The following is a 25,478-nucleotide window of genomic DNA, read 5'->3' as shown; positions in this document are numbered from 1 at the left end:
CGTAATGAGGGGTTTGGACATGGCTTTAGTCGGGCGCTACAACAGCTTGCAAGTGGTTAAACATACTAACTTCGGTTTGTACCTGGACGGTGCGCAAGATGGCGAAATCCTCTTGCCCAATCGGTATATCCCCAAAGATATTCCCAGTGAAGATGAAGACTGGCTCAACGTTTTCATTTATCTGGACAGCGATGACAAACTTATCGCCACGACTGAAAAACCCAAAGTTCAAGTCGGTGAATTCGCCAGTTTGAAAGTGGTGGAAGTCAACAGTATTGGCGTGTTCCTCGACTGGGGGTTGCCCAAGGATCTGCTGCTGCCGTATTCGGAAGAAAAGCGCCAGCTGACGGCCGGTGAATACTGCGTGGTGCATGTCTATCTCGACAAGCACACCAAGCGCATCACCGCCACCGCGCGCCTGGATCGCTATCTGGACAAGACTCCGGCCAACTACCAGGTGGGCCAGGAAGTCGACCTGCTGGTGGCCGAAGCCACGGACATGGGTTTCAAGGCGATCATCAACAACAAGCACTGGGGCCTGATCCACAAGAACGAAGTGTTCAAGTTCCTGCGCCCGGGCAAGGAAGAAAAAGGCTTTATCAAAGAGATCCGTGCCGACGGTAACATCAGCCTGAGCCTGCAACCGGTTGGCCAGGAAGCGGCCTCCAGCCTGAACTCGAAGATCCTTGCCAAGTTGCGTGAAAACAACGGCACGTTGCCGGTCAGCGACAAGAGCGACCCGGCGGTGATCAGCAACTTGTTCGGCGTGAGCAAGGGCAACTTCAAGAAGGCCATCGGTGCGCTGTATAAGCAGGGCCAGATTGTGATTCATGCCGATCGCATTGAACTAAGCTGAGTGCGTTCTGCTCTTCTGTAGGCGCCCATTGGCGTCTACAGAGGCCGCCTCAATGAATAAGAAAACGCTGTTCGCCTACCTCGGCACGTTGCTCGCCTTCCTGATCCTGGACGGCCTCTGGCTCGGCGTCATCATGGGGCCCACCTATAAGTCCCTGTTGGGTCCACTGATGCTGGATCAACCTCGGCTGTTGCCGGCAACGCTGTTCTATCTCCTTTATGTGCTCGGTTGCGTCGTGTTCGTGGTCTTGCCCAGCGCAAGCTGGCAACGCGCCGGCCGCCTGGGCGCCTTGCTCGGCCTGGTCGCCTACGGCACCTATGACCTGAGCAACTGGGCCACGCTGCAAGGTTGGTCCGCTCGATTGGCGATCATGGACATGGCCTGGGGGACGTTCCTGACCGCCGCATGCTGTACGGTGGGCTACCTGTGTGCACAACGAGTGCAACGCTGATTGTGTACAGGATATCTGTGCACCGTTGCTGAGCGTGGCGCCGCCCTATAGCCCGTTATCAGTCCCTTTGGAGCACCGTGCCAGAGGGATTGCGTTCAATTGGCACGCATTCTGCTGACTATCTCGTATACAAACCATGCCGCCTCCCGTATGCACCCCGTGACGGAAGCGCAGGCCGGTATTTCGAGGAGCCCAGCGATGACCGAACAATTGCCCAAAGGCTACAGCCCACGCCTGTACAACCAGGACTTGGGCCCGCTGCCGCAAAAGTGGAACTGGTACAACATCTTCGCCTTCTGGATGAGCGACGTGCACAGCGTCGGCGGCTACGTGTTCGCCGCCAGCTTGTTCGCCCTGGGGCTGGCCAGTTGGCAGGTGTTGATCGCCTTGCTCGTGGGGATCTGCATTGTGCAGTTGATCGCCAACCTGGTGGCCAAGCCAAGCCAGCAGGCTGCGGTGCCTTATCCGGTGATCTGCCGGCTGGCGTTTGGTGTGTTTGGCGCGAATATTCCGGCGGTGATTCGCGGCCTGATCGCCGTGGCCTGGTACGGGATTCAGACGTACCTGGCGTCGAGTGCCTTGATCATCGTGGTGCTGCGCTTCTTCCCACAGATGGCGGTGTATGCAGAGCCGCATTTTGCAGGCCTGTCCTACCTTGGCTGGTTTGGTTTCCTCAGCCTGTGGGTGTTGCAAGCGGCGGTGTTCTGGGCGGGCATGGAGTCCATCCGCCGTTTTATCGATTGGGCAGGGCCGGTGGTGTACGCGGTGATGTTTGCCCTGGCCGGTTGGATCGTGTGGAAGGCCGGTTGGTCGAACATCAGTTTTACCCTGGCGGAAAAATCCCTGTCGGGCTGGCAGGCGTTTGGCCAGGTCGTTGTGGCGACGGCGCTGGTGGTGTCGTACTTCTCCGGGCCAACATTGAACTTCGGTGACTTCAGCCGTTACTGCCGCAGCATGCAGGACGTACGACGCGGCAACTTCTGGGGGCTGCCGGTGAATTTCCTGGCGTTTTCCCTGGTGACCGTGGTGATTGTCTCGGGCACCTTGCCGGTGTTTGGTGAAATGCTGCATGACCCGATCGCCACCGTGTCGCGCATCGACAACAGCATGGCCGTATTGCTCGGGGCCTTTGCCTTCGTCACCGCGACCATCGGCATCAATATCGTCGCCAACTTCGTGTCCCCGGCGTTTGACTTCGCCAACGTCGCACCGAGCAAGATCAGCTGGCGCGCCGGCGGGATGATCGCTGCCGTGGCGTCGATCTTCATCACCCCGTGGAACCTGTTCAATAACCCGCTGATGATCCACTACACCCTGGACATCCTCGCGGCGTTTATCGGGCCGCTGTTCGGGATCCTGCTGGTGGATTTCTATTTGATCAAAAAACAGCAGATCGACGTGGATGCACTGTTCGATGACAGCCCCAGCGGGCGCTACTACTTCGACGGTGGCGTGAACTGGACGGCGGTCAAGGCATTGGTGCCCGCGACGCTGGTGGGCGTCGCGATCACCTTCACCCCGGCCTTGCAGGGCATGGCCAATTTTGCCTGGTTTACCGGGTGCTTCCTGGGTGGGCTGTTTTTCCTGGTACTGGCGCGGCGTGAACAGGTGCGTGTGCCTGCGCCGCTGGTTGTCGGCTGATCAACACCGAGCCCGCCACCAACAAGCCTGCCCCGGCGACCACCAACGCCGGTTGCAGGCCACCGCTCAGGTGGCTGCTGACCGACGCCAGCAACGGCCCGCTCAATTGGCCGATGGCAAAGCTGGCGGTCAACAGCCCGGTGCTGCGCTGGTAGCCATGGGGCGCGACGTCCCGCAACCGGGCCATCACCAACTGCATGCAGGCCAGGAACGGCCCGCCACACAGCAAGACCCCCAGTGCCAGGCCCCAGCCATTGCCCAGCAAGCAGGCAAACACCCCGGCCGCTTGCAGCCATAGCGTGGTCATCAGCCAGCGGCGTGTGGTGTTCGGGTCCTTGCGGCGCAGGGTCGCCACCACCACACCGATCGCGGCGGCCAGGCCGAAGCACGGCCAGAACAGGTCGGCCTGCCAGGCGCCTTTGAACTGCGCGTTGGCCATCTGTGACAGGAACGTCGCCGGGATGATGTAGCCCAGGCCGAACAGTACGTAGATCCAGCACAAATGCGCGATGCTGCCATTAATGCCTGCGTCGGAGTGGCCGCTAAGGGGGGCGGCGGCAGACGGCTTGGGCAGGAACGGCAGAATCGCCAGCAACATCACCAGCGCCACTGCGCCATACACCAGCCACAACGTTGCGGAGCTTTGCCCCAGCAGATTGGAGCCCAGCGCCAGCAAGCCCGTCAGCAAAATCCCCAGTCCCGGACCGGCAAACACCAAGGCACCCAGGCGCGGACGTCCGGCGGCAATCGCCAGTGGCTGGCTCAGGCTGGTGATCATCACCAATGCCCAGGCACTGGCGACGCCGGTGCCAAAGCGCAGCAACAGGTGTGGCCAAAAGCCATGGGCCCAGTACGACGCCAGGGTCAGCAGCACGCACAGCCATAAGCCGCCATACAACCGGCCACGGACGTGGTGATGGCTGCGCGCGAAGATCGAATCTACCGCGCCGACGAAGTAGCCCAGGTAATTGGCGGCGGCGATCAGGCCCGCACCGGTCAAGTCGATCTGCCCCTCGCTGAGCAGGTGCGGCATTTGCGGGGTGAGGGCGAAGCGGCCAATCCCCATCGCCATCATCAAGGCGACAAAGCTGGCAGTTAAGCGAATCAAGGGAGACATGGTCACATTTCCTGCGGCTAAGCGAATACCTTCAGGCTAAGGTGGATTGACTTTCTGTAGAATTGAATAATAGTGAGCAACTTGTTCAGTTTTGGAGAAAGTCATGGAGTTCAGTCAATTGCGCATTTTCCAGGCCGTGGCGGAAGAGGGCTCCATTACCCGTGCGGCTGATCGCTTGCACCGGGTGCCGTCGAACCTGTCGACGCGCCTCAAGCAAATGGAGGAGCAGCTCGGTGTAGAGCTGTTCGTGCGTGAACGCCAGCGCTTGCAGCTTTCTCCTGCGGGCAAGGTTCTGCTGGACTACAGCACCCGTCTACTGGCCCTGCATGATGAAGCCCATGGCGCCGTGCAAGGTGGGCAACCGGCTGGCGATTTCGTATTGGGCAGCATGTACAGCACGGCCGCGGTGCATTTGCCGAAGCTGTTGGCGGGCTATCACAAGGCTTATCCGATGGTGAACCTTCAGGTGCAATCGGCGCCCAGCGGGGAGTTGCTCGAAGGGTTGATCACCGGTCGCCTGGATGCGGCCTTTGTGGACGGCCCCATCACCATCGCCTCCCTGGACGGCATCGCCCTGTGCGAAGAACGTCTGGTGCTGATTTGCGAAGCCGATCATCCCCCCGTGCGTGGGCCTCAAGATGTAGCGGGGCGCTCGGTGTTCACCTTCCGTCGCAGTTGCGCCTACCGCACCCGCCTGGAGACCTGGTTCTCCCATGAGCGCGTGGCCATGGGCCGGGCGATTGAGATCGAGTCCTACCAAGGCATGCTCGCCTGTGTGATCGCCGGGTCGGGCGTGGCGCTAATGTCCGAATCGATGCTCGACAGCCTGCCTGGCAAGGACAGCGTGTCCGTTCATCCGCTGACAGGGCCTTTTGCCACTGCGACCACCTGGCTGATGTGGCGAAAGGGTATGCTCGGCGCTAACCTCAACGCATGGATCGACCTCCAGCAAGCCGGCAAGGCTGCGGTGGTGCAAGACACGCGCGCCATTGCTTGAGCGATCCGTCAGGATTTTGATGAATTCAGTAATAGTTCGTTGTGGTTTCGTTCAAGCAATACGTAGGACTTAGGGCTACTATCACTGTAGGAAAGGGCGACAGAATTTGCGCCTACTCGCATTACCCTCAAAGGGGGCAACCATGAAAGAGAAAATTCAAAACTGGCTCCATGACCTGGGTGTTGCACTGGGCTTGATCGAGCCTCCGCTGCAGCCGGTGCCGATTCGCACAGATGACGAGCAGCGTCGTCCACGTCGGCGATAAAACGCGACCTGTAAATCGCCTCAGAATCCATGTGGGAGCGGGCTTGCTCGCGAAGGCGGTGTGTCAGTCAACATTTTATGTACTGACACACCGCCTTCGCGAGCAAGCCCGCTCCCACAGTCGTTTTGTACCAGGCCAAAGAAATGTGCGACAGCTAACGTCGCCCCGTTTTAGGGTGAGCATCCGCCTCTCTTCAAGCGTTTTGACTAATGGTCAGAATCGGACTACCTGTCAGTCGGAATCAGCTGGCTTATCTAATTCTAGAAATACCCATAGCTTGAAATTCAAGCGCCTCTTCATAGCGCCCCAACGTTGTTGAGTGCCTCTTTTCGAGGTGTCAGTCAGAGTTGTTGGAGACAAAGCTATGTTGCTCTCTTCAGTTCCTCCGGTCGCCGCGTCACTCATCACCACAACCGATTGTGTTTTACAGGCTGCGCCTGTGTCGAAAAGCTGGAGGGCCGACGCGCCCAGAAACGTCGTGTTTCTTTCGCCGGCATTGACCAGGCAGGCGCTGCTGATACAGATCGCGCTCCTGCGTCCAACAACCATCATTGTTGGAGACCAACCCATCGATGCAGATGTCCTGGAGCAATGGCGTACCTCCCACCCCTTTGGAAACCTCTGTTTGATCCGCAGGGGTACGAGTTTGGACAAGATACGACAGGACCTGTGTGAATCCCACGCCATTCAAGTACTCAACACCCCAGGGGTGAATGCGCCGCATGTGGCCGCCTATATCCTGCGTTGGCTGAGACTGGCTGATGGTTCCATTCCCCGTGACGTGCGTGTACTGGGATACGGCAATGTGGGGAAAGAACTGGTCAACCTGTTGCTTGATCGAGATCCCGATGTTCGGATCAGAGTGCTGGTCCGGCCAGGTCGAGCGTCGGATACTCTCGGTAATGCCGCCTCCGACAGTCGAGTGTCATTTGTCGTGGACTGGTTCGAGGCCTTGGAGGGCGCCGCCGCTGTCGCTGTATGCGTATCCCTCAATGACGAGTCCGTTCATCGCCTCGATCGGGTCCTCATTCAGTGCCTGCACCGACAAGCCCGCCTGATCTGTGTCGCCAAGCCGGACGTCTTCAGCGACGGTGCGTTGCACGCCCTGGCCGAGGCTGAACATATTCAGCTGGTATTGGACTATGGGCCTGCGACACTGGATGAGTTCCGACAACGCACACAGAGGCTCGGCTGTGAGGTCTTCACTTGGTACCGGCCTGCGACGCTGACCACCCAGGCGTCAACTACCGAGGCCTGCCACCGCGACCTTGACTATGCCGTTTCAATACAACTGAGTTTGATGGCCTTGCGCGGTCTGGTGAGGCGTAAACTTGCACAGTCATTGACGCTCCCTTCTCTGCCCGCAGCGGCCAGTGCGCCGCGTGTTTCAATCATCGGCAGAGGCATTAATGGCCTGTTCCAGGCCGTGATGCTCCGGTTGGCGAATTATCAGGTCACGGTGTATGGGGGAAATCAGAAGAGCGATGGCGCCAGTCATAAGCCTGTAAACATGCGCCATATGTCGGCAACGGAGACGACTGCAAAGCCACTGCATAACGACTATCTACTTCCCGCCAATCAATATTTGGCTGTTGAGTGCAACCGTGCAGGTATCGAGCTGTTTGAAAAGTTTCTGGCTGACAACCCAACGCTGGCACCATTCGCGCGGGCTCGGGTAGTACGCGCTTATATGGACGACGCCAGCGGGGTAGAGACTGCGATACGCGAGCAACGCGATATAGAAAACAGACCTTGGCCGAGTGGCAAGCCAGGAGGTGAGCTCACAGAAATCAGTCAGCAGACGTTCTTGGAGACTTTTGGCGTTCCCGGGGTCGGTCGCGCTATTGAGGTGTCGGGCTACGATTTGGATTTTATCGATTTAAAGCATGAAATAGAGGTGCTGTTGCTGAACTCTGGAGTTCAGTTCATGCCCGGGCACCTGACTCCGATGCAAATTGGTGAGCTAAGCAGAGAACACTTCGTTGTTACTGCTATGGGGGTCGAGGAGTCAGAGATAATCGCCATCACTGGTTGGTTTTTCAAGCTGCGCGCAGTGGGTCATGAAGGCGCCGGGATACGCGGGCTCAAACTGCAGTACGATTTACCAATCGGGGTTATGAATTGCCGATTGGACGGAGACTGCATTCTTGTTTCCGGCGGGCAGGTTCCTCCTGATTCGGCGCCAGAACGCAAAGAGCAGATATTGGGGGCATGCTTGGCGGCTGTTTCTCGGCACTTTCCACAGTCCTACCGAAGGGCAATCGAACGTGGTGATTTACAAGTTATCGAATGTGCCAGGCCCGGCACCTCGGATGGGCTTTCGATAGTGCATTGGTCGGCCCACCACCACATCGCAGCCGGAGGAGCCTACGCCGCCGGCACAACGCAAGGACTGTTATGGGCCTCCCTGGTCCAGGAGATCATCCAGGCAAACCAGAACCTGGCGGTTGAATGAAAAAAACGGGCGCGACATCCGACGTCGCGCCCGCTGAAGAAACCCCTCTAAACCCCGCTGTCTCTCAAACCGCGCTGGCCGCCACGCCCTCTGGTCGACGCGACAACAAACTCACCACCACAAAGCTCACCAGCCCCACCGCCAGGCTGTAATAGATCGGCGTGTTCGAATCCAGCCCATCCTTGATCATGAATACCAGCGCGGTCACAAAGCCCAGCGTCATGGAAGTAATTGCCCCGGAGGTGGTGGCGCGCTTCCAGAAGATCGCGCCGATCAGCGGGATCAACATGCCGCCCACCAGCAGGTTATAGGCCAGGGTCAGGGCGCTGATCACATCGCTGACTACCAGTGCGATGCCGAGCACGGCAACACCGGTCAGCATCGTGAACAGGCGGTTGACGGCCAGGCTCGACTGTTTGCCGCCACGCAGGCGCGGCAGCAGGTCTTCGGTCAGTACGGTGGAGGCAGCGAGCAGGCCGGCGCTGGCGGTGGACATCATCGCCGCCAGTGCTGCGGCAATCACCAGGCCACGGATGCCATCTGGCAGCGAGGCTTTCACGATAGCGGCAAACGCATTGTTGACGTTGTCCAGGTCCGGGATCAGCACGTGCGCGGCCATACCGATCAGCGCACAGGCCAGGCCGTAGAGGATGCAGTAGAAACCGGCGAAGGTGCCGGCGTACTGGGCGACCTTTTCATCACGGGCGGTGAACACCCGCTGCCAGATGTCCTGGCCGATCAGGATGCCGAAGAAGTAGATCATGAAGTAGGTGATGATCGTGTCCCAGCCGATGGCGGTGAAGCTGAAGCTCGACGCCGGCAGCTTCGCGACCAACTCATCCCAGCCGCCGACGCGGTACAGGCAGATCGGTAGCAGGATAAACATCAGGCCGACGGTCTTGATCACGAACTGCACGATGTCGGTCAGGGTCAGCGACCACATGCCGCCGATGGTCGAGTACACCACCACCACGCCACCGCCGAGCAGCACCGAGATCCAGAACGGCAAGCCGAACAACACCTGCAACACAGTGCCGATGGCCAGGATCGACGTCACGCCGATCATCAGTGCATAAGCCAGCATAATCACAGCGCTGGCCTGGCGGGCCATGGGGTTGTAGCGTTTTTCCAGGACCTGGGTCACGGTGAAGATCTTCAGCTTCAACAGCGGCTTGGCCAGGAACAGGTTCAGCGCAATGATGCCCATGCCCAGCGCGGCACACAGCCAGAAGCCGGAAATGCCATGCACATAACCCAGGCGCACGGTGCCGACGGTGGATGCACCGCCCAATACCGTGGCGGCCATGGTGCCCATGTACAGCGACGGGCCCAGGTTGCGCCCGGCCACCAGGTAGTCTTCGTGGGTCTTGGCGCGGCGCATGCCGTAGTAGCCGAGCACGAGCATGCCGGCGGCGTAGATGAGTACGACGAATAAATCCAAAGCCATGACGGCGGTTCTCCGATTATCTTTTTTATGGGCGATCAGGCGGCGGGTTGCAGCGCCGGTTTAACGCGCGCATCCGTGCGCTTGCTGCGAGGGTCGGCGGGCCCGTAGACGGCCGCCGGTTCCGGGAACACACGCAGCAAGGTCAGGTACACCACCGAGGCCAGTCCCAGCGTCACCGGCAGGCTGATATCGATGCCGTCGGCCAGGTTGCCCAGCGGCCCGACAAACTGCCCCGGCAGGTTGACAAAGCACAGACCCACCAGCGCACTCGGAATCCACGCCCCCAGCCCGCGCCAGTTCCAGCCATGGCTGAACCAGTAGCGACCGCCGGTTTCTCCACGGGTAAACACCTGCAAGTCATCCGGGCAGTAAAAGCCGCGACGCACGATCAGTCCGATGATCATCATCACCATCCACGGCGTGGTGCAGGTGATGATCAGCACGGCGAAGGTCGACACGCTCTGCACCAGGTTGGCGGCGAAACGTCCGATAAAGATGAAGGCAATCGACATCACCCCAATCAGCAAGGTGGCCTTGACCCGTGACAGCAGGCGCGGGAACACACTGGACATGTCCAACCCGGTGCCATACAGCGAGGTGGTGCCGGTGGACATGCCGCCGATCACCGCGATCAGGCACACCGGCAGGAAAAACCAGGTCGGTGCCACTGCAAGCAAACCGCCGACGTAGTTATTCGCCGCGATGTAGTCCGGTGCCTTGATCGCCACGATGGTCGCGGTGGCCAGGCCAAACAGGAACGGGATCAACGTCGCGATTTGTGCCAGGACCACTGCCAGCATGATGCGCATTTTCGGCGTTTCACGCGGGATGTAGCGCGACCAGTCGCCGAGGAACGCGCCGAAGGAAATCGGGTTGCTCATGGCGACCAGCGCGGCGCCGATGAAGGCGGCCCAGAAGCCGGTCTGCCCCAGCGCGACGGTGCCTGCGAAGTGGCTGTCGAAAGCCGGCGCGAAGGCGAAGATACCCAGCAGGAACAACAGGCTCGCCGCCCACACCGCAATGCGGTTGACCCACAGCATGAAGCGAAAGCCGTAGATGCACACCGTCAGCACCAGAATGGCGAACACCCCGTAGGCCAGCCCCAGGGTCAGGTCGGTTTCCGGCAGGCCGATCAGACGTTTCGCACCGCCCACCAGCGCATCACCCGAACTCCACACCGACAGTGAGAAGAAGGCAATCGCCGTCAGCAGCGACAGAAACGAGCCGACGATCCGCCCGTGCACACCAAAGTGCGCACCGGAAGACACAGCGTTGTTGGTGCCATTGATCGGCCCGAACAGGCCCATGGGCGCCAGGATCAGCGCACCCACCAGCACGCCCAGCACAATCGCCCAGACGCCGGCCTGGAATGACAGGCCAAACAGCACGGGGAAGGAGCCCAGCACGGCGGTGGCAAAGGTATTGGCACCGCCGAAGATCAGTCGGAACAGATCCTTGGGGCCGGCGGTACGTTCGTGGTCCGGGATCTGCTCGACCCCGTTGGTTTCTATTTTTCGAATACTTTTATCGTTGTTTTTATTATTCATGATCAGCTCCGATCACATTGGCTAAGGGGGCGGCAGCCCTTCCGGCATAGCGGACAAATGTTCGTGACAGGCCAGCCACCGGCCTTGTTTTTGTTGTGCGCCAGATCCTTGCCGTGTGAAGACAATGGTCTCGCGTTCCTGGCTTTTGAATTGCTCCCCGTTCATGCGCAGCTCGGTGGCCACGTCATGGATAAATATCGCCACGTCGCCCTGCAGGCTGACCACGGCGTTGCTCGAGGTGCACGACAGCACCTCGAACCCCTCGTCCCGACGCCAGCTGTCCCACAACGCCTGGTAGGCATCGCGGCTGAGCAGCGGCTGGGGGAGGGTGTAGAACACAAAGCTGGCATCGGCCGTGAACGCGCCGAAGTAGGCGGCGCGGTCATTGCGGGCGAAGGCCGCCACCAACTCGGCGGCGGCTTGCAGCACCTCGTGCGTGCTCATCAGCGGTGCGCCACGCCCGGCAATACGCAGAGCATTTCGTACAGCAGGTTGGCGCCCAGCAACGAGGTGTTGCCGGTGGTGTCATAGGGCGGCGAAACTTCTACCAGATCACAACCAATCAGGTCGAGGCCCTGGCAGCCACGGATGATCTCGATGGCCTGGATGGTGGTCAGCCCGCCGATTTCCGGGGTGCCGGTGCCCGGTGCCCAGGCTGGGTCGATGCCGTCGATGTCGAAGCTCAGGTACACCGGGCCGCCGCCGACCTTTTCACGCACTTCGGCCATCAGCGGTGCGAGGGAGTGGTGCCAGCATTCTTCAGCCTGGACCACGCGGAAGCCTTGCTTGCGGCTCCAGTTGAAGTCTTCGGCGGTGTAGCCCTGGGCACGCAGGCCGATCTGTACCACACGGTCGCAGTCCAGCAAGCCTTCTTCCACGGCGCGGCGGAAGGTGGTGCCGTGGGCGATTTTCTCGCCGAACATATGGTCGTTCACATCGGCGTGGGCATCGATATGCACCAGCCCGACCTTGCCGTGTTTCTTGTGGATCGCCCGCAGGATCGGCAGGGTGATGGTGTGGTCGCCACCCAGGGTCATCGGGATCACGTCGTGTTCGAGGATCTCGTCGTAGGCTTCTTCGATGATGCGCACGGCGTCGAGCAGGTTGAAGGTGTTGATCGCCACGTCGCCGATGTCCGCCACCGACAGCGAGTCGAACGGTGCGGCGCCGGTGGCCATGTTGTACGGGCGGATCATCACCGATTCGGCGCGGATTTCACGCGGCCCGAAGCGGGTGCCGGCGCGCAGCGAGGTGCCGATGTCCAGGGGCACGCCGATGAAGGCAGCGTCCAGGCCCTTGGCGGTTTGCAGGTGGGGAAGTCGCATCATGGTGGCGATGCCGGCAAAGCGCGGCATTTCGTTGCCGCCCAGTGGTTGGTGGAAAATCTTGTCCACGGGAGTGCCTCATCGTTGTTTTGTTTATTAGGGGGCGATTCTGCGAAATACAGGGAAACGAAAGAATCGGCAGGGGCAAATACTTAGTTCAGATTTTTCTAAACTAATGCCTGGGGTAAACTGCGTTTAAATGTGGGAAGGGGCTTGCCCCCGATGGTGGTGGGTCAGTCAATGTTGTGCCGACTGACACGCCCTCATCGGGGGCAAGCCCCCTCCCACAGGATTTTGTGTGTGCCTCTGGAGCCGCCCATGGCCAACGCCTTGCCCGACCTGAAACTCCTGCGCATCTTCGTCAGCGTCGTGCGTCACCAGGGGTTCGCCAATGCCCAGCACGAACTCAACCTGTCCACCTCGGCCATCAGCACCTACATGAGCCAGCTGGAGTCGGCGTTGGGCCTGGTGCTGTGCCATCGCGGCCGCGGCGGGTTCAGCCTCACCAGCAAGGGCGAGCTGTTCCATCAGGAAACCCTGCGCCTGCTCGGTGAGCTGGAAGGCTTCGAGCAATATGCTGCCGCGTTGAAGGGCGAGTTGCGCGGCACCCTCAAGCTCGGCGTGCTCGATTCCACCGTCAGCGACAAGGCGCTGCCGTTCGCCGAGGTGATCGGCGCCTACAGCCTGGAGCACCCGGCGGTGCATTTGCACTTATCGGTGATGAGCCCCTACGAGCTGCAACTGGGCGTGCAGGACAACCGCCTGGACCTGGCCATCGGCGCCTTCTCCAACCGCATGAGCGGGCTGATCTACATGCCGCTGTACCGCGAACAGCACTGGCTGTATTGCAGCACCCGGCATCCTTTATTCAATGAACGACGTATCCCGGAACAAGTGATTACCCAGCAACGCATGGTCGGACGCGGCTACTGGAGCCAGGCCGAACTGGCGCGCCATGGCTTCAAGCACAGCGCGGCGACAGTGGAAAGTATGGAGGCGCAACTGATCCTGGTGTTGTCCGGTGCCTATATCGGGTACTTGCCCGAACACTATGCCCAGGCCTGGGCCGACAAGGGCGATTTGCGTGTGTTGCTGCCGGCGACCTTCGGCTACCAGGCGCCGTTTTCGATGATCATGCGCCGTGGTCGCAGCCGTGAACCGCTGATCCAGACCTTTCGCGACCTCCTCAAAGCCCAGCTCAACCAGGCCTGAAAATCATGTCCAGACCCCAATGCTCCCGTTGTCTCAGGCCTGCCACCCACTGCCTGTGCCCGTTGATCCCCAGCCTGGAAAGCCGCACCCGCGTCTTGCTGTTGCAGCATCCGAGTGAGGTCAACCACGCGCTGAATACCGCAAGGCTGGCCGCGCTGGGTTTGAACAACGCGCAGTTGGTGGTGGGGGAGGTGTTCGACGATCTGGCGACATTGTTGAACCCACCCGGTTATCAGGCGCGGCTGTTGTTTCCGTCGGACGATGCGCAACCCTTGCAACGCTATGCGCCGGACGAACAGCCGATGTTGCTCGTGGTTCCCGACGGCACCTGGCGCAAGGCGCGCAAATTGCTGCACCTCAACCCTTTGCTGGCGGCGTTGCCGCGAGTGACCTTGATGGGCGACGCCGTATCACGCTATCGATTGCGCAAGGCGCCCGGGCCCGGTGCGTTGTCCACCGTCGAAGCGATTGCGCAGGCCCTGCAAGTATTGGAAGCGCCTGCCTCCTTCGAGCCATTGCTGCGCCCGTTCGACGCACTGATCGAGCGGCAGATTGCAGCGATGGGCGCAGCGGTCTTCGAGAAGAACCATGGCTGAATCAACGCGCTACATAGTTACCGGAGCCGTCGACAAGTAGTGGATAGGCTGATCATTTCAAGGAGTGTGAAATGATCGAGCCGTTAGCGACACACCAGCAGGCAGACCCGTTGGCCACGTTCATGACGGAGCAGCGAGCGAGGCTGCCCCTGGTCTCAGGCGACGAGTGGGCGACCCTGCAAACCGTGGACGCCTTGCGTGAGAAGTTCGCGGCCTTCCTCGGTGGGCTCGAAGAAGGTGAGCGGCGTGAGTATGTGCGCGCGCAGCGGGCCTTGATCGAGATTCAGACGACGGTGTCGCGAGATGTAAGTCAACTGGTGGCGCAGTTTGAACGCCAAGGCCTGGAGCGTTTGCGCAAAGGCCTCAAAGACCTGGTCGGCAAGGATATCGACCCGAAGGCCGAGCATATCACCACGGTGTATTCCTTGCGGTCTGGTCGTTATCGTCGCGCGCCTTCGGGGCCTCCCTCTCACGGACAACTTCACCTGACACTCTGGGTGGCCGCGTGCATGAATTACGACGGCCTGACCAGTTGGGAGCGCCCAGGCGAGCCCGGGGTGGCGAAATCCAGCAGGCTGAGTGTTGATATCAGCCCTGAGGATTTCATTGCGTTGGTGCGTAAACTCAACCTCGGCGGTCAACTCCGCACTCTGCTCGACGACCGCCTGGGCAAGGATAAGCCGTTGGGTGTCGCGATTGCGAGCCTGGGGCGCCTGGAATTTGAGTTCGCCCTGATCGAGGCCCTGAGAGACTCGAAAACCACCCGGGTTGATCGGGAAAAATATCGGTATATCAAGCAAGCGTTGGAGCAAGAGGGACGCTGGGGGCACTGCGAAGAAATGCAACTGTTCATCCCCGATGGCAAAGATAAAGACGTCATCGGTTGGGTGCCTCAGTTTGTCGGGTATATCGGGCAGATCCTTAGCAGGCCACCCGGTGACACCCTGGAGATTTCTCACCTGGTATTTGCCGTTAACGGTTGCAAAGGCGCTTTCAGTTACTTCCCCGGAAGGCCAGGCGGAGGCGATTTGCGTCATTACGACAGTCACCGGGAAGCCTGCCAGGAGTTCTATGTCGTGTTCAGCGCTTTCTACAGGCAGGGTAAGGTGGCGTGGCTTTACACGGTCATGGCATACCCTGACCAAGAGCGCTTGACGAGACTCAGGCGAGGTTACGCTCGTGAAGAAGGCCTTTATGAATATGCCAGAATACTACAGGACTTTGTCCATCGCACGTTCGAGTCTCGGTTGGAGGACAGGACCGGGTATGACCGCAAGACTGTGACCCAAGCGCCCCCCGTCAGTCTGGGAGACCTCCACCTGACGCGTATCCGCACCAACCTGAAATGCCTGGCTAATGAGACTCCCGGGCTTCTGCAGACTATTACCGGTGTTGCTCGGGTGGTGTTGAGTGAGGTGCTGGAAATATTGCTGCTGCCGGTGCCTGGTGCGCTAAAAGGGCTGGCGCGCATACGGGTTGTTGCATTGTTTGCGGCACTCGGTGAAGGGCTGCTCAATGGTGTTTCCAGGATGTTGGAGGGGCACGCCGGCGAATTGGTCCTGGCCTTTGCCGACTTGGCCGACTTGCTTATCAGCGGGCGGCTGCACTCCCGACTGGCAATCAGTGTACGGCGGCGTCATCACGCGTTGTATAGACGCCTGTCGCAACTGCCTGAAGCCACCCGCGCTCAGGAAACCAAAGACCTGAGCGACTCCCAGTGGGTGGAGCGCATGCTGCTGCCCGCTCAGGCACCGGCGCGTGAAATACAGGCGCTGCTCGACACCAGCGGTACCTCACGGGCTGACCTTGAGCGTGTGTGGGCGGGTGAGAAACCGTCGGCTTCGCTGGTCGAGGCTACCGTACGGTTCAATGCCGACCGCCTGATTGACTGGGTTGCCGATCCCGCCGGCGCAGGCGGGCCGGCGCCTGTCGATAGTTTTGCCGTGGCGGGCCCGCTGCTCGTGCAGTTGCCCGCATGGCCGGTGGACACCACGCTGCGTATCGTGAATGCGCAGGGCCTGGAGCTGCGGCGCTACAGCAAGGATGCCGACCATCCGACGACCGCGGTGGTCACGGTGACAGCGCTGGAAAACTATCAGTTTGGCTACGCAATCCCTCAGCGCATCACGATGGACCTGACCCAGGCGGTCATGCGGCTATTACCCAATCGTTTTGCCGACGAGCACGCGGTTCGTCGGCAACTGTCAGCCCAGGCCCAGGCGTCGCGGTTCGATCTGTTCGAAGCCCTGACCCGGTTTGCCGATATCCATCGGTCGGCCGCTATCCGCGCGTCGGTGTCCGTGCGCAAGTGGTTGCCCGACAGCGTTGGGCATGACTACCCGGTACCCGAGGTGATCGAGGTGCTGCGCGCTTTGCATCCCGACGTCAGCCTGCCGAGATTGTTGGAGGTGCTGGATCAGCATCCGCTGTCGGCTGATCAGCAAGCCCGTCTGCTTGAGGTCCGACAACAACCCGAGGGACTGTACGATGGGCTCAAGGCCGCCGCGCAGATGGCGCGCGCCGACGCCCTCATTGACCGGATCTACCACCGCCGCAGGTTTGACCCGCAAACCCAGGCGTGGGTCCAGGCGTTCGCCCGCAGTGCCTTGGGCACTCTCGGCAAACGCCTGATTGTCGGCCCTCCAACCTATGTGCCCCTGGACCGTGACAGACATGCCGTGTTGGTCCTCGACCACGGCGAGGGAGAATTTTCGCCCTACGATCCGGATAGCCAGAGTGCCGGTGTGCAGCAGGGTGGCGCGGATGCGTTTTTCCGGGTGATGCTGAGCCAACTCTCCGAGCATGATCGCGCCAGGTTCGGCGCCGATATTCCGGCAGCCATCACCGGGTTTCGTCATCAGGTGGCGCAGGCCATGCTGCGCAATCGTGCACCGCAAGGCACGTTTTACCCCGTGCTGCGCGAGATCACCCAGTATGCGAGCCACGTCGACGCCACGCGTATGGCCTCCGAGCCTGATGCGATGGGTGTGTACCGTTTGGAGTCGGACCGCTATTTGTTTATCGACAGCCAATATTTCAAAGTGACCCAAGCGGATCAGACCCAACCCTGGCGTATCCGCCATCCTTCCCTGGACGACGCGTATGCGCCGGTATTGAGCCATAACGGTGCGGGCGCCTGGCGCCATGAATGGGAGAACCCGCTGACGTGGGATGGGCAGAAACCCTTTTACCGCCTAGGGCCCAGGTTTCGCGCATTGACCCCTGATGCCATCGACAAGGTTCAGCAGATCAGCGGCGTGACGCCGGACATGCTGCGCAAGGTGCATGTGCGCGGCGATCCGCCGCCGGTGCTGCTGGTGGAGACGTTCGAGCGGCTGAATATTTTTGAACGGGTCAAGCAAGGGCTGGAGGCTGGGTCGGAATTTATCGTCCAGGTGCTCGATGAAATAACGCCCGACAACGCTGATGTGTTGGTAGGCCTGCCTGGAGCTGCCCGTGAAGACCAGGTCACGGCGTTGGAAGCCAAGGTGAATATGGACAAACTGCAGATGCATGCACGGTTTTTCGATGTGCTGCGTCGCAAGAACCAGCGTTCCGACGACCCTTTGGTACAGGTGATATTGCGCCAGTATCCCGGCTTGACACTGGGTATCGCGCAAGACTGGGTGCAACACGCCTCTGCATCGGAGTTGGAGCGCCTCAGGGCGGGGCGTGTACCGAACTCTCTGGCGCAAGAGGCGCGTTGGTGGATCCGTTGGTTACGGGTCTGTGGCGCCCTGGAAGGCGTCTACCTGTCCCCGTTGGCGAATGACGACAGTTCACGGCTGATGCTCCATGAGCTGGCCGGTCTCGAGGGTTGGCCGACATCGCTGCGGGTTGAACTCTGGGACGCCCATCGCGTGATCGACAGTGTCGGTCCTGATGATGCGGATCTTCGGCGGGTCTTGAAACCAAGCGTCGGGCAGTACCTGGCTTACGTCCAACGGGCAGATGGCACCTTGCAGGCGGTGGGCGCGCGCGCGCCGTTCCTGGAGGCTTTGTTCGGCGCATTGCCCCCGGCCGAGCGCCAGTCGTTGGGCTATACCCACGCCGGCGCATTGGAGGAATTGCGCGCCGACATGGGCGCCCGCCTGGGGCAGGATTGGTCGGGAATCCAAGCGACACTCAACATGCGGCAAATGCCATTGAGGCTTGGGCCATTCCGGCTGATCAATGGTCGCAAAGGCTATCCATTCAGTGGTGGAACTGAGTTTGGGCCGACAGAGCGTGATCAGATCTCACGCATGCGCGAGCTGTACCCCTCTAAAACGGATGCCGAGGTTTGGGCGATGCTGGCGGAGGCGGGTGACACGGTCAGAGAGCGCGAAGACTTGATCAACTATCAGGTCAGGGAGCGTGATCGGCTGTACAGGGATTTGCAGGCGTGGCGGGATCAGGCGTCGACAGTCCAGCCGGACAGCGTATCGGCCCGTTCGCGGGCCTTGGCGGCCGAGCGGATTCAGCGTTGCTGGGCCAAGGAAGGGTTCACTCCGGGAGTGGCCGAGGAACTCAACCTGGACGATTTGGATTTGGCAAGTTTACCCACCCTGGGCGCGTACTTTGGTCATGTGACGATGTTGAGCGTGAGAAACAACCGATTGACGGCGTTGCCGGAGCGCTTTCTGTTCAACTTTCCGGCCCTGCGCATTCTTTATCTCAATGGTAACCAACTCACTCATCTTCCCAATCTGGATGTCCACGCTCACCTGGCAGTGCTCAATTTGTCGAACAACCACTTGCGGTTCAACTACATAGACGAGGAACGGTTGGCTGAGCTTACCCGACTCAGAAGCCTCGATTTGTCGGGAAACCCGCTTGGGCAGGGCCGACGCTTGAATGTCTATAAGTTGAAGAGCCTGCGGGAGCTGAACCTGCGCAATTGCGAGTTGAAGCAATTGCCGCGCGGTGCCGTGAGCCTCCCTACCTTGAGCAGCCTTGACCTGCGTGACAATCAACTACAGGAATTGGCCGAGACGGACTTGTTCATTTATCCCGATGTCCATCGAGGGATGAACCTGAGAGGTAATCCGCTTTCCGCCGAGGCACGGCAGTTGTTACGCCGAGTGGGCGAGCGTCGGGGACCACCCGGTATTGATTTCGGACTATGGGAACCGACGGTTCCTCTTGATCAGCGTCCCGACCGCTGGTTGGCGCTGCTCCCTCCTGGAGAAGTACAAGCGCGCCAACTCGATTGGGCGTACTTGCAAAACCAGCCAATGGCGGATTATTTCTTTGAGTTGCTGGCAAGCATTGCCGAATACCCGCAGTTCATTGACCCTCACCACCGTGTAATGAGAGAGATCATTTCACACCGAGTCTGGGGGGTGATTGACGATGCGATGTCCCATGAGGGCATAGAGCGAATTGCTTACTTACCGTGTTATCGCACCCTTCGCGGAGGGATTGATGGTTGCCTGTTGTGCTTGCATCAACTTGAGTTGCAAATAGTTCCTTTACGGATACTCGATGCCGGCGTCCAAACGGCAGGGCCAAATCTGTTGCATTACTACCGGGCACGGCGTCGCCTTGAATACATAGATCAGTATCTTTCCAGGCACTTTGAGTCCCAGGGCATGGCATTCGCTTGCACGCGGGTCCTGAGTTATCGCATCGCCCTGGCATCGAGCCTGAATTTGCCGCAAGTACTTCCCCAGCGTTTTGAGGCGGCTGTGCCGGATGCCCATTCAGTCAATACCGTGCGCACGGCTGTACTGAATAATGAGACGGGAACGAACTGGCCTGAGTTGTTACAGAATGAGCCTTTCTGGGTGCATTTTATTCAACATAAATATGCCGCAGATCTCGAATTCAAACTCCGCCGTTTCCAGAGGCTATTGGAGGTTGCTGATCAACAACTGGCGAGCGGCTTGATCAGTGAAGGGCAGTACGTGAATCGTCTCAATGGCGTGCGGGACGCAAGGGCATCAGCCGAAAACAAGCGGATTCGGGAACTTACCCGCCAGGAGTGGACGGCGTTCGTGGTCGGATGATTTTTCGTGCTTATATCCTAACGCAATAAGCACCACACTTTGCGTGATATGGCCCGCCGGCCTTTCCCGGTATGATGTGCGCCCCGCAGTCTGGATTGCGAATACGCCATGACCTTGCAGTACCCTACAATCGCCGATTGCGTCGGCAACACGCCCCTGGTCCGCTTGCAACGCATGGCGGGTGAAACCAGCAATACCCTGCTGCTCAAGCTCGAAGGGAACAACCCGGCCGGTTCCGTGAAGGACCGTCCGGCGCTGTCGATGATCACCCGCGCCGAGTTGCGCGGGCAGATCAAGCCCGGCGACACTCTGATCGAAGCCACCTCGGGTAACACCGGTATCGCCCTGGCCATGGCCGCCGCGATCAAGGGCTACAAGATGATCCTGATCATGCCCGACAACGGCAGTGCCGAGCGCAAGGCGGCGATGACTGCCTATGGCGCGCAGTTGGTGCTGGTTACCCAGGAAGAAGGCATGGAGGGCGCGCGCGACCTCGCCGAGCGCATGGCCGCCGAAGGCCGTGGCCTGGTGCTTGACCAGTTCGCCAATGGCGACAACCCCGAGGCGCACTACACCAGCACCGGCCCGGAAATCTGGCGCCAGACCCAGGGCACCATCACCCATTTCGTCAGCTCCATGGGCACCACCGGCACCATCATGGGCAACTCGCGCTACCTCAAGGAGCAGAACCCGGCGATCCAGATCGTTGGCCTGCAACCGATGGAAGGCGCGGCCATCCCGGGTATCCGCCGTTGGCCCGAAGAGTATCTGCCGAAGATCTACAACGCCACGCGCGTGGACCGCATCATCGACATGGCCCAGCGCGAGGCCGAAGACACCACTCGCCGCCTGGCCCGTGAAGAAGGCATCTTCTGCGGCGTATCCTCCGGCGGCGCCGTGGCCGGTATGTTGCGCCTGTCCAAGGAGGTGGAAAACGCGGTGATCGTCGCGATCATCTGTGACCGAGGCGACCGCTACCTGTCGACCGGCATCTTCGACGAACCCAACTGATGGCCAGGCACGAGAGAGGCCTGCGCTTCCAACCGACGGGCGGCAGCCGCGCCCCGCAGATTCCGGTGGGCAAGAAACAACGCCTGACCATCGAGCGCCTGGCCAATGACGGCCGTGGCATCGTGTTCTTCGAAGGGCGCACCTGGTTTGTGAACGGCGCGCTGGCCGGCGAAGAAGTCGAAGCGCGGGTGCTGGGTGCCCACGGCAAAATCGTCGAGGCGCGCACCGAGCGCGTCTTCAAGGCCAGCGAGCTGCGCCGCCCGGCGCCTTGTGCGCACGTCGGTCGTTGCGGCGGTTGCAGCGTGCAGCATTTGCCCCATGCCGAACAGCTTGCCCTGAAACAGCGCATGCTCGCCGAGCAACTGTCCCGCGTGGCGGGCGTGGAACCGCAAGAGTGGGCCGCACCGTTGAGCGGGCCGGAATTCGGCTACCGTCGCCGCGCCCGCGTGGCCGTGCGTTGGGATGCCAAGGCGAAACACCTGGACGTCGGTTTTCGCGCCGTGGCCAGCCAGGAGATCGTCGCCATCGATGATTGCCCGGTGCTGGTACAGGCCTTGCAACCGATCATGCAGCGCCTGCCGAACATGCTGCGCCGCCTGAGCAAACCGCAGGCCCTGGGGCATGTGGAATTGTTCAGCGGTACGTCCATTGCGGTGTTGCTGCGGCATATGGCGCCGCTGTCCGAAGCGGACCTGCAGGTATTGAACGAATTCTGCGCTTTCCACGAGGCCCAGTTGTGGCTGCAGGGCGAGGGCCAGCCGGCGCCGGTCGACACCGATGCTGTGTTGGGCTTTCCACTGGAACAGTGGAATCTGGAACTGGCTTACCGGCCAGGCGACTTTGTGCAGGTCAACGCCGGCGTCAATGCCGCGATGGTTGCCCAGGCCCTGGAATGGCTGGCGCCACAACCCGACGAACGGGTGTTGGACCTGTTTTGTGGCCTGGGCAATTTTGCCTTGCCACTGGCACGCCAGGTACGCGAAGTGGTGGCGGTGGAAGGTGTGCAGACCATGGTGGACCGGGCGGCCGTGAATGCTGTCAGCAACGATTTGCACAATGCGCAGTTTTTTCAAGCCGATTTGTCCCAGCCTTTGATTGACGCAGAATGGGCCAAACAGGGCTTTTCTGCGGTACTCTTGGACCCACCCCGTGACGGTGCCCTGGAGGTTGTGCGCAAGCTTGCGACCTTGGGTGCCAAGCGTCTGGTGTATGTGTCCTGCAACCCGGCCACGCTGGCGCGGGACACGGTTGAGTTGGTCAGGCAAGGCTACCGGCTAAAACGTGCCGGGATCCTCGACATGTTTCCGCAAACCGCGCATGTCGAGGCCATGGCGTTATTTGAAGCGGGCTAGGATGCCTGTTTAATCCGACTGGCCTGCGTTCTCCAGGGCCTCTGATCTGCCAGGGAGTCCGCAGTAAACGTCGGCGATGATTTTGGCGCATCGAAGGTGCGTCGTAGGGAAGGTAAGCAAGATGGTACAGGTGAGAGCACACCAGCCGATCAACACCGACGGCAGTATCAATCTCGAGGCATGGCTGGACCATGCCATCAGTGTCGATCCGGCACTGGACCGTGAAGCCTTGAAAGCAGCCTGCGAGTTCGCTCGTGAGTCTGAGCAGCAAGACAATGCGGCCAAGAACCTATGGGCCGAAGGCACTTCCAGCTTTCGCACCGGGTTGGAAATCGCTGAGATCCTCGCCGATCTCAAGCTGGACCAGGATTCGTTGATTGCCGCCGTGCTCTATCGCGGCGTGCGTGAAGGGCATATCCCGTTGCCCACCGTCAGCCAGCGTTTCGGCACCGTGGTGGCCAAGCTGATCGACGGCGTGCTGCGCATGGCGGCGATCAGTGCCAGCCTGAGCCCGCGCCAGTCCATGGTGCTGGGCACCCAGGGCCAGGTCGAGAACCTGCGCAAGATGCTGGTGGCGATGGTCGATGACGTGCGCGTCGCCCTGATCAAGCTGGCCGAGCGTACCTGCGCGATCCGTGCGGTGAAGACCGCCGACGACGAAAAACGCAACCGTGTTGCCCGCGAAGTCTTCGACATCTATGCGCCGTTGGCGCATCGCCTGGGCATCGGCCATATCAAGTGGGAGCTGGAGGACTTGTCCTTCCGCTACCTCGAACCCGATCAATACAAACAGATTGCCACGTTGCTGCATGAGCGGCGGCTGGACCGTGAGCGCTTCATTACCGATGTGATGAACCAGTTGCGCTCCGAGTTGCAGGCCACTGGCGTCGAAGCCGACATCAGCGGCCGCGCCAAACACATCTATTCCATCTGGCGCAAAATGCAGCGCAAGGGCCTGGCCTTCAGCCAGATCTACGACGTGCGTGCGGTGCGCGTGCTGGTGCCGGAAATGCGCGACTGCTACACCGCGCTGGGGATCGTCCACACCCTGTGGCGGCACATTCCCAAGGAGTTCGACGACTACATCGCCAACCCCAAGGAAAACGGCTATCGCTCGTTGCACACGGCGGTGATCGGCCCCGAGGGCAAGGTGCTGGAAGTGCAGATCCGCACCCACGCCATGCACGAAGAGGCGGAACTTGGGGTATGCGCGCACTGGCGCTACAAGGGCACCGACGTCAAGGCCGGGTCCAACCAGTACGAAGAGAAAATCTCCTGGCTGCGCCAGGTGTTGGAATGGCACGAAGAACTCGGCGACATCGGCGGCCTGGCCGAACAGCTGCGCGTGGATATCGAGCCGGACCGGGTCTACATCTTCACCCCAGACGGCCACGCCATCGACCTGCCCAAGGGTGCCACGCCGCTGGACTTCGCCTACCGCGTGCACACCGAGATCGGCCACAACTGCCGGGGCGCCAAGATCAACGGGCGCATTGTGCCGCTCAACTACAGCCTGCAGACCGGTGAACAGGTCGAGATCATCACCAGCAAGCACGGTACGCCGAGCCGCGACTGGCTGAACCCGAACCTGGGCTACATCACCACGTCGCGGGCGCGGGCGAAGATCGTCCACTGGTTCAAACTGCAGGCGCGCGACCAGAACGTCGCTGCCGGTAAAACCTTGCTCGAGCGCGAACTGGCACGCCTGGGCCTGCCTCAGGTGGACTTCGACAAGCTGGCCGAAAAGGCCAACATGAAGATCGCCGAAGACATGTTCGCCGCCCTCGGTGCCGGCGATCTGCGCCTCGCCCAACTGGTCAACCTGGCCCAGCAACTGGTCGAGCCGGAACGCGGCAGCGAACAGCTGGAACTGATCCCGCGCAAGGCCACCGGCTACAAGCCTGGCAAGCGTGGCGATATCCAGATCCAGGGCGTGGGCAACCTGATGACTCAAATCGCCGGCTGCTGCCAGCCGCTGCCGGGGGATGCCATCGTCGGCTATATCACCCAGGGCCGCGGTGTAAGCATTCACCGCCAGGATTGCGCCTCGGTGCTGCAACTGGGCGGGCGTGAGCCGGAGCGGATCATCCAGGTCAGCTGGGGGCCGGTGCCGGTGCTCACTTACCCGGTGGACATCGTCATCCGTGCCTACGACCGTTCCGGGTTGCTGCGTGATGTGTCGCAGGTGCTGCTCAATGAGCGGATCAACGTACTGGCGGTCAACACCCGCTCGAACAAAGAGGACAACACCGCGCTGATGTCCCTGACCATCGAGATTCCGGGGCTGGACGCACTGGGACGGTTGCTGGGGAGGATTTCCCAGTTGCCGAATATCATCGAGACGCGGCGTAACCGTACCCCATGATGTATACGCTCGAAGACCTGCTGCACCTGATGAGTCGCCTGCGGGACCCGCAATATGGGTGCCCGTGGGACATCAGGCAAACCTACGCCACCATCGTCCCGCACACGTTGGAAGAGGCCTACGAAGTCGCCGACGCCATCGAGCGCGGCGACTTCGATCATCTGCAAGGTGAGTTGGGCGACCTGCTGTTCCAGGTGGTGTACTACAGCCAGTTGGCCCGGGAAGAAGGGCGCTTCGAATTTGCCGGGGTGATCGACAGCATCACGCGCAAGCTGATCCGTCGCCATCCCCATGTGTTCCCCACCGGCGACCTGTATGCGCCGCTGGATATCCCGCAGTTGAGCGAAGAACAGGTCAAGGAACGCTGGGAGCAGATCAAGGCCGAGGAGCGCGCGCAGAAGTCCGACGCGCCGGAGCAGCTTTCCCTGCTGGACGATGTACCCACCGCGTTGCCGTCCCTTTCCCGTGCCGCCAAATTGCAGAAGCGCGCCAGCCAGGTCGGGTTCGACTGGCCCTGCGCCTTGCCGGTGGTGGATAACGTGCGCGAAGAGCTGGATGAAGTGCTCGAAGCCATGGCCGATAACGACCCGGCGGCGATTGCCGATGAGGTCGGCGACCTGCTGTTTGCGGCGGTCAACCTGGCCCGTCACCTCAAGGTCGACCCGGAAACCGCGCTACGGGGCGCCAATGCCAAGTTCGAACGACGCTTCCGATTTATCGAACAGGCATTGCGCGATACCCGCCGTCCCATAGAAGATTGCACCCTCGAAGAGTTGGACGCCCTGTGGGGCGAAGCCAAACGTCAGGAAAAGAATGTGTCCAGCTGCGGTTGAGCAGTTGCCTAAGTGAGT

Annotated in this window: 18 protein-coding genes; 13 read left to right on the top strand and 5 right to left on the bottom strand. The window is 60.6% G+C overall.

The genetic code is table 11. The features are described from left to right. Positions 1 to 19 precede the first annotated feature (19 nt). The 3 genes from LUU92_RS21025 (at position 20) to LUU92_RS21015 (ending at position 2,948) form a co-directional block, all read left to right on the top strand. Positions 20 to 856, top strand: coding sequence for a CvfB family protein (locus tag LUU92_RS21025; RefSeq protein ID WP_017134857.1), 837 nt, complete (start codon positions 20 to 22; stop codon positions 854 to 856). 52 nt (positions 857 to 908) lie between these two features. Beyond that, positions 909 to 1,307 carry a DUF2177 family protein gene (locus LUU92_RS21020; RefSeq protein WP_071491337.1) on the top strand — a complete coding sequence of 133 codons (399 nt, stop codon included), beginning with the start codon at positions 909 to 911 and terminating at the stop codon, positions 1,305 to 1,307. A gap of 198 nt (positions 1,308 to 1,505) precedes the next feature. After that, positions 1,506 to 2,948, top strand: a complete 1,443-nt coding sequence (locus LUU92_RS21015) for an NCS1 family nucleobase:cation symporter-1 (protein WP_071491336.1) — start codon at positions 1,506 to 1,508, stop codon at positions 2,946 to 2,948. Here LUU92_RS21015 and LUU92_RS21010 read toward each other — a convergent pair. Beyond that, a complete protein-coding gene (locus LUU92_RS21010) occupies positions 2,860 to 4,065 on the bottom strand; it encodes an MFS transporter (protein WP_071491335.1) in 1,206 nt (401 codons plus the stop codon). The genes LUU92_RS21015 and LUU92_RS21010 overlap by 89 nt on opposite strands. Before the next feature lie 103 nt (positions 4,066 to 4,168). Between LUU92_RS21010 and ptrR the strand changes: the two genes are divergently transcribed. The 3 genes from ptrR to LUU92_RS20995 all read left to right on the top strand — a co-directional run bounded on the left by ptrR (position 4,169) and on the right by LUU92_RS20995 (position 7,782). Continuing rightward, the gene (gene ptrR, locus LUU92_RS21005; protein WP_071491334.1) at positions 4,169 to 5,062 is read left to right on the top strand and encodes a putrescine utilization regulator PtrR; all 894 of its coding nucleotides are present in this window, start codon (positions 4,169 to 4,171) and stop codon (positions 5,060 to 5,062) included. Between the two features lie 142 nt (positions 5,063 to 5,204). Further along, on the top strand, positions 5,205 to 5,327 hold the full coding sequence (locus LUU92_RS21000) for a PA1414 family protein (protein WP_003193089.1): 123 nt from the start codon (positions 5,205 to 5,207) through the stop codon (positions 5,325 to 5,327). A gap of 364 nt (positions 5,328 to 5,691) precedes the next feature. Beyond that, positions 5,692 to 7,782 carry an FAD-dependent oxidoreductase gene (locus LUU92_RS20995; RefSeq protein ID WP_257102590.1) on the top strand — a complete coding sequence of 697 codons (2,091 nt, stop codon included), beginning with the start codon at positions 5,692 to 5,694 and terminating at the stop codon, positions 7,780 to 7,782. Positions 7,783 to 7,846: 64 nt separating this feature from the next. Here LUU92_RS20995 and LUU92_RS20990 read toward each other — a convergent pair whose 3' ends face one another. From LUU92_RS20990 to speB, 4 genes are read right to left on the bottom strand one after another with little or no spacing between them, the layout of a single operon-like run. Then, the gene (locus LUU92_RS20990; RefSeq protein WP_071491332.1) at positions 7,847 to 9,229 is read right to left on the bottom strand and encodes a sodium:solute symporter family protein; all 1,383 of its coding nucleotides are present in this window, start codon (positions 9,227 to 9,229) and stop codon (positions 7,847 to 7,849) included. A gap of 35 nt (positions 9,230 to 9,264) precedes the next feature. Continuing rightward, positions 9,265 to 10,776: a purine-cytosine permease family protein gene (locus LUU92_RS20985; RefSeq protein ID WP_071491331.1), complete on the bottom strand. Its 1,512-nt coding sequence runs from the start codon at positions 10,774 to 10,776 to the stop codon at positions 9,265 to 9,267. Positions 10,777 to 10,797: 21 nt separating this feature from the next. Then, positions 10,798 to 11,220 carry a YybH family protein gene (locus LUU92_RS20980; RefSeq protein WP_071491330.1) on the bottom strand — a complete coding sequence of 141 codons (423 nt, stop codon included), beginning with the start codon at positions 11,218 to 11,220 and terminating at the stop codon, positions 10,798 to 10,800. Then, the gene (gene speB / locus LUU92_RS20975) at positions 11,220 to 12,170 is read right to left on the bottom strand and encodes an agmatinase (protein WP_033900672.1); all 951 of its coding nucleotides are present in this window, start codon (positions 12,168 to 12,170) and stop codon (positions 11,220 to 11,222) included. Before speB ends, LUU92_RS20980 begins: the two co-directional genes overlap by 1 nt. A gap of 249 nt (positions 12,171 to 12,419) precedes the next feature. Between speB and LUU92_RS20970 the strand changes: the two genes are divergently transcribed. From LUU92_RS20970 to mazG, 7 genes are all read left to right on the top strand, one after another. Next, the gene (locus LUU92_RS20970; protein ID WP_017134867.1) at positions 12,420 to 13,313 is read left to right on the top strand and encodes a LysR family transcriptional regulator; all 894 of its coding nucleotides are present in this window, start codon (positions 12,420 to 12,422) and stop codon (positions 13,311 to 13,313) included. 5 nt (positions 13,314 to 13,318) lie between these two features. Then, positions 13,319 to 13,909, top strand: coding sequence for a tRNA-uridine aminocarboxypropyltransferase (locus tag LUU92_RS20965; RefSeq protein ID WP_071491329.1), 591 nt, complete (start codon positions 13,319 to 13,321; stop codon positions 13,907 to 13,909). A gap of 71 nt (positions 13,910 to 13,980) precedes the next feature. Next, positions 13,981 to 19,899, top strand: coding sequence for an NEL-type E3 ubiquitin ligase domain-containing protein (locus LUU92_RS20960; protein WP_257102589.1), 5,919 nt, complete (start codon positions 13,981 to 13,983; stop codon positions 19,897 to 19,899). 108 nt (positions 19,900 to 20,007) lie between these two features. Next, positions 20,008 to 20,910, top strand: a complete 903-nt coding sequence (gene cysM, locus LUU92_RS20955) for a cysteine synthase CysM (RefSeq protein WP_058425337.1) — start codon at positions 20,008 to 20,010, stop codon at positions 20,908 to 20,910. Further along, entirely contained in the window at positions 20,910 to 22,262 is a 1,353-nt protein-coding gene (gene rlmD / locus LUU92_RS20950) for a 23S rRNA (uracil(1939)-C(5))-methyltransferase RlmD (RefSeq protein WP_257102588.1), read from the top strand. Before cysM ends, rlmD begins: the two co-directional genes overlap by 1 nt. A 121-nt stretch (positions 22,263 to 22,383) precedes the next feature. Then, the gene (gene relA, locus LUU92_RS20945) at positions 22,384 to 24,627 is read left to right on the top strand and encodes a GTP diphosphokinase (protein WP_071491326.1); all 2,244 of its coding nucleotides are present in this window, start codon (positions 22,384 to 22,386) and stop codon (positions 24,625 to 24,627) included. Continuing rightward, positions 24,627 to 25,460: a nucleoside triphosphate pyrophosphohydrolase gene (gene mazG / locus LUU92_RS20940; RefSeq protein WP_071491325.1), complete on the top strand. Its 834-nt coding sequence runs from the start codon at positions 24,627 to 24,629 to the stop codon at positions 25,458 to 25,460. The genes relA and mazG overlap by 1 nt, the downstream gene beginning before the upstream one ends. Positions 25,461 to 25,478: the final 18 nt, after the last annotated feature.

The organism is Pseudomonas extremorientalis (assembly GCF_024584605.1).
Classification (GTDB): domain Bacteria; phylum Pseudomonadota; class Gammaproteobacteria; order Pseudomonadales; family Pseudomonadaceae; genus Aquipseudomonas; species Aquipseudomonas extremorientalis.
Note: the sequence above shows the minus strand (reverse complement) of the source record. Positions and strands in the feature narration are given on the sequence as shown.